We start from the raw sequence: 4,149 nt of genomic DNA on the forward strand, positions 1-4,149 counted from the left end.
TGTTCGGCGGGTCGGACGAGCGGAACGCCGGGGGATACGAACGAACACCAACACCGGCACCGACACCTGATCCGTCGAACGAAATCGAGCAGGCGTGGTGGGCGATGGTCGAACGCTTCGGCGTCGATCGACCACACACCAAAACCCCCGGAGAATGTGCACGCGAGGCCATCGACGCGGGTGGCGACGAGGACGCCGTTCGTACCCTGACGCGCACGTTCGAAGAGGTCCGGTATGGCGGAGAACCGATCACCGACGACCGACTCGGTCGAATTCACCACGAAACCGACAGACTCGGGATGGGATCATGAACGGGCGCCGTGTCATGCTCGGACTCGTCGGAGTGCTCGCGCTCGTCTTCGCAGTCGCTGGCGGTGCGAACGCGATACCGATTAACTCGCTCGTAGCGACGCTCGGGAACGACTATTTGCTCGTCGTCGCCATCGGCGCGCTCGGCCTGCTCGTGGCGATTCCCGTCCTCGGTTCCGGTAGGGACGGAAATCTCGTTCAAGCCGACATGCCCACCCCCGAAGAGCCAGTGACGGTTCCTCCCGCGGGAAACGACTTCGATGAGACCATCGGATCGTGGTCCTTCCGACTCCCGTTCGTCGGTCGCAAGCACCGACGCAGCGTCGAAAAACGGCTTCGAGCGGCGGCCGTCGAAACCGTGATGCGGGCCGAAAACTGCACTCGAAAGGATGCTCGACAGTTGGTCGAATCGGGAGAGTGGACCGACGACCCGGCTGTAGCGGCCTATCTTGGCGGCTCCAACGTCTCGGGAGTGGGTACCGGGAGCCGTGTTTCGACCGTCTTGACCAGTCGGTCGTGGTACCAGCGTTGCGCTCGCCGCACCGCCACGGAGATTGCGGACAAGGGTGAGCGACTATGACCGAAACACATCGTTGGCGCGGTGTCATCGCGCTCTCCCTCGCCGCCGGTGCGGTCGGTCTCGCCGTCAACCGTCCATCGATGCTTTTGCTCGCCGTGATCGGCGTCGTCTTTGCGGCGTACCCGAGCGTCACGGGGGAGCCAGAACCGAAGCTCCGACTCGAACGGCGGCTCAGCAACAGTACACCACGGCCCGGGAACGAGGTCACGGTGACGGTGACGGTGACGAACGAGGGTGGGTTCCTCCCCGACGTTCGCATCGTGGACGGGGTACCCGCACTGCTTTCGGTTTCCGGCGGTTCCCCGCGGAAAGGGGTCGCCTTCTGGCCTGGTCGCTCGGTGAGTTTTTCGTATCGGGTACAAGCCAAGCACGGGAAACACCCGTTCGAACCCGCCGTCGTCGTCGCCCGTGACCTGAGCGGCGCACACGAGGTGGAAACGACCGTGGCCGCGGATACGGAACTCGACTGTACCGGGACCGAGACCGATAGTTCGCTCCGGGACAAGACGCTCGACCAGGTCGGTCGCATCGTCGCCCAAAAAGGCGGGAGCGGCATCGAATTCTACCGAACCCGCGAGTATCGTGCAGGAGACGACATGCACCGCATCGACTGGAACCGATACGCCCGAACCGGCTCCTTGACGACCGTCGAATACCGCGAGGAGAACGCCGCGACGGTCGTCGTTCTCGTGGACGCACGGGCCGTCGCCTACCGGGCTTCGACGGACGAACCACACGCGGTTGCGTACAGCGTTTCCGCGGCGGAACAGCTGCTCGCGTCGCTGCATCGTGATCGTAACCTCGTCGGTCTCGCGGCGTTCGGTCGCGAGATGTGCTGGTTGGAACTCGGTGCGGGACGGTCACATCGAGCGAATGCTCAACAGTTGCTTGCGACACATACCGCGTTCGCATCGTTTCCGCCGACTGAAGAAGCGGACCACGGGGAACAGCTCGAACAGCTCCGTATGCGGCTTCCCAGCGCAGCACAAGTGGTGTTGCTCTCCCCGCTCTCGGACCAAACCATTATCGAGACGGCGCGTCGCCTCGACGCGTACGGACACCCCGTGAGCGTCATCAGCCCCGACGTAACCGACGATGAAAGCATCGGCCAGCGGCTCGCTGGCGTCGAACGGAGAAACCGACTCAGTGCGCTTCGAAAGGCAGATATTCCGGTCATCGAGTGGGATCCGGAGACGCCGCTCGCTGCGGCATTGCTGAATCGTCCACGGAGGGTACACGCATGAGCACGGCAACCGGAACCACGACTGCGACCCAACGACCGACACGCGTCGCGAGCGCGCTTGCAGTCGGTATCGCACTGCTCGCGATGTGGGAGCTCGGCGCGTCATCACTCGCACTCGTCCTCGAACTCGCCGGTATCGCCGCCCTCGCCGGTGGGGTCGGTCTCTGGCGACGTGAGTGACTCATCTCGGGCGCGTTGGTCGGGGTCGTCGGTGTCGCCGGAATCGTCGGTGCGCTCGCCGTCGCGTTCACCGGAATCACTAGATTGAGCGGATCTATCCGGTTGATTCCGGGGCTTATCGGCGTCTTCGTGCTCGCGCTGGCACTCGTACCGGTGCGTGGAACGGGGTCGCGCACGCTCGTGAAAGTCGGTACTGCACTCGTCTTCATCGGCGTACTCGCGTCCGGTATCTTCAACGCGGTAACGCTCGGGACGTTACTGGTGGCGGGTGCCGCAACCGTCGTCGCGTGGGACGCGGGCGAACACGCCATCAACGTCGGGGAGCATCTCGGTCGCGGACGCGATACGCGGGAGATCGAACTCGTTCATATCGTCGGGACCGGAGCCGTCGCGTTCGTCGCGGTCGAGGCGGCGAAATTCTCGGGAGGAGTCGGGCCATCGGGTCTCTCCTTGGCGTCGCTGGTGCTCCTGTTGGTCGCGGTCGTCCTCCTCGCTGTGGCCCTCCACGATTAGTAAGTCGATAATAAAGCACGGCGGGAACGGACCAACGAGCAACGAATGGCCCCGACTGTGAGTGTTATCGTTCCGACGTACAACCGTGCACACTCTTTGCCTCGAACCGTCGAGAGCGTTCTTTCACAGACGCTCGAGGATTTGGAACTCATCATCGTCGACGACGCATCGGACGACGATACCGCCTCGGTCGTCGATTCGTACGATGACGACCGAATACGGTTCTTCGAACACGACGAAAATCAGGGTGCGAGTGCCGCACGAAACACGGGAATTGAGCATGCAGAGGGCGAATACATGGCGTTTCTCGACTCGGACGATGTGTGGCTACCCACGAAACTCGAAAAACAAGTTCTCACCCTCGAACTTCGCTCCGACGAGTGGGTCGCGGCATACTGTAAGGCGGAAACCATCCATCCGGGCGGACAGAACCCGGCGATAAAATGGGTGACGGAGTTCATTTCACGTCGAAACAAAGCGGAAGGTGCGGAGGGCGGTAAGGAACTTATCGGGCTGGTGCTGAGCGACGATCTTCACACCAGTGCGGGATCGACGCTCCTCGTGAAGAGCGAGGTCGTCCGGGAAATCAACGGGTTCGACGAGTCGTTCACCCGCTTTCAGGACCCTGAGTTCCTCATCCGAGTCCTCAAACACGGGAAGCTCGCCTGCGTGAACGAAACGCTCCTCCTCCGCTACGAGACGGGGTCACCGTCGGCGGATTCGGTGGCAAAAGCTGACGAACACTACCGTCGGACGTTCACAAAAGAAGTCGAGCAACTAGAACGACAGGGAATCGACGTGACTGGAGCGCATCACTACATTCTCGCTAGACACTTCCTGAACGAAGGACAGCTCAGGACGGGGTTCCGGTACCTTCGCCGGTCGCGAAAACCGGAAGTACGACAGCTACCCGGCTTGCTGATGAACGTCTACAAGGGAGTTAAAGCAAATATCGGATGACATGACCACGATACGCACACTACTATCTGGCCCTCTCGGTACTCTCGACGATTCTGTTCGGCGGTACTATCCTTGGATTCGGCCCGCTTGGATGGTTGACACCCACCCAATCGACGGGAGTAGTGATCGTATCGTTCACGGTGCTAACGCTGTTTCAATCACTGTCAGGTGGTTAGACAATAGCACGCATTTTGTTCCCACGATAAAATATCTCTGAAGCGTCATATATTCACGGTAGGTTCACTCCGTTCAAACCGTACAATCGCAAGACGTAAACGGAATGCAACGGCGTGCAAGAAAGCGAGAGGGTCGGTCTATTTTATGATGTATCCCCGTCTGGATACCGTCGAAGAAACATGAGCGC

6 protein-coding genes are annotated in these 4,149 nt (G+C 61.0%); all 6 read left to right on the forward strand.

Annotation, left to right across the window (positions count from 1 at the left end; genetic code table 11):
* Positions 1-311: DUF4129 domain-containing protein (locus WBV42_RS16455; protein WP_423986984.1), on the forward strand; the 311-nt coding region annotated here is incomplete at its 5' end.
* Complete coding sequence (locus WBV42_RS16460; RefSeq protein ID WP_423986985.1) at positions 308-889, forward strand: DUF7269 family protein; 582 nt, start codon at positions 308-310, stop codon at positions 887-889. The genes WBV42_RS16455 and WBV42_RS16460, both read left to right, overlap by 4 nt.
* Positions 886-2,133 (forward strand): DUF58 domain-containing protein, encoded by a 1,248-nt coding sequence (locus WBV42_RS16465; protein WP_423986986.1) that lies wholly within the window; start codon positions 886-888, stop codon positions 2,131-2,133. Before WBV42_RS16460 ends, WBV42_RS16465 begins: the two co-directional genes overlap by 4 nt.
* A complete protein-coding gene (locus WBV42_RS16470) occupies positions 2,130-2,312 on the forward strand; it encodes a hypothetical protein (protein WP_423986987.1) in 183 nt (60 codons plus the stop codon). Before WBV42_RS16465 ends, WBV42_RS16470 begins: the two co-directional genes overlap by 4 nt.
* 15 nt (positions 2,313-2,327) lie before the next feature.
* Positions 2,328-2,825: a DUF7519 family protein gene (locus tag WBV42_RS16475; RefSeq protein WP_423986988.1), complete on the forward strand. Its 498-nt coding sequence runs from the start codon at positions 2,328-2,330 to the stop codon at positions 2,823-2,825.
* 45 nt (positions 2,826-2,870) lie between these two features.
* A complete protein-coding gene (locus tag WBV42_RS16480) occupies positions 2,871-3,785 on the forward strand; it encodes a glycosyltransferase family 2 protein (RefSeq protein ID WP_423986989.1) in 915 nt (304 codons plus the stop codon).
* Positions 3,786-4,149 lie beyond the last annotated feature (364 nt).

It is taken from the genome of Haladaptatus sp. (assembly GCF_049589095.1).
Lineage (GTDB): Archaea > Halobacteriota > Halobacteria > Halobacteriales > Haladaptataceae > Haladaptatus.

Coding starts and splice junctions, on each gene's coding strand:
- WBV42_RS16470 (WP_423986987.1), top strand. CDS start 2,130: ATGAGCACGGCAACCGGAACCACGACTGCGACCCAACGACCGACACGC.
- WBV42_RS16460 (WP_423986985.1), top strand. CDS start 308: ATGAACGGGCGCCGTGTCATGCTCGGACTCGTCGGAGTGCTCGCGCTC.
- WBV42_RS16465 (WP_423986986.1), top strand. CDS start 886: ATGACCGAAACACATCGTTGGCGCGGTGTCATCGCGCTCTCCCTCGCC.
- WBV42_RS16480 (WP_423986989.1), top strand. CDS start 2,871: ATGGCCCCGACTGTGAGTGTTATCGTTCCGACGTACAACCGTGCACAC.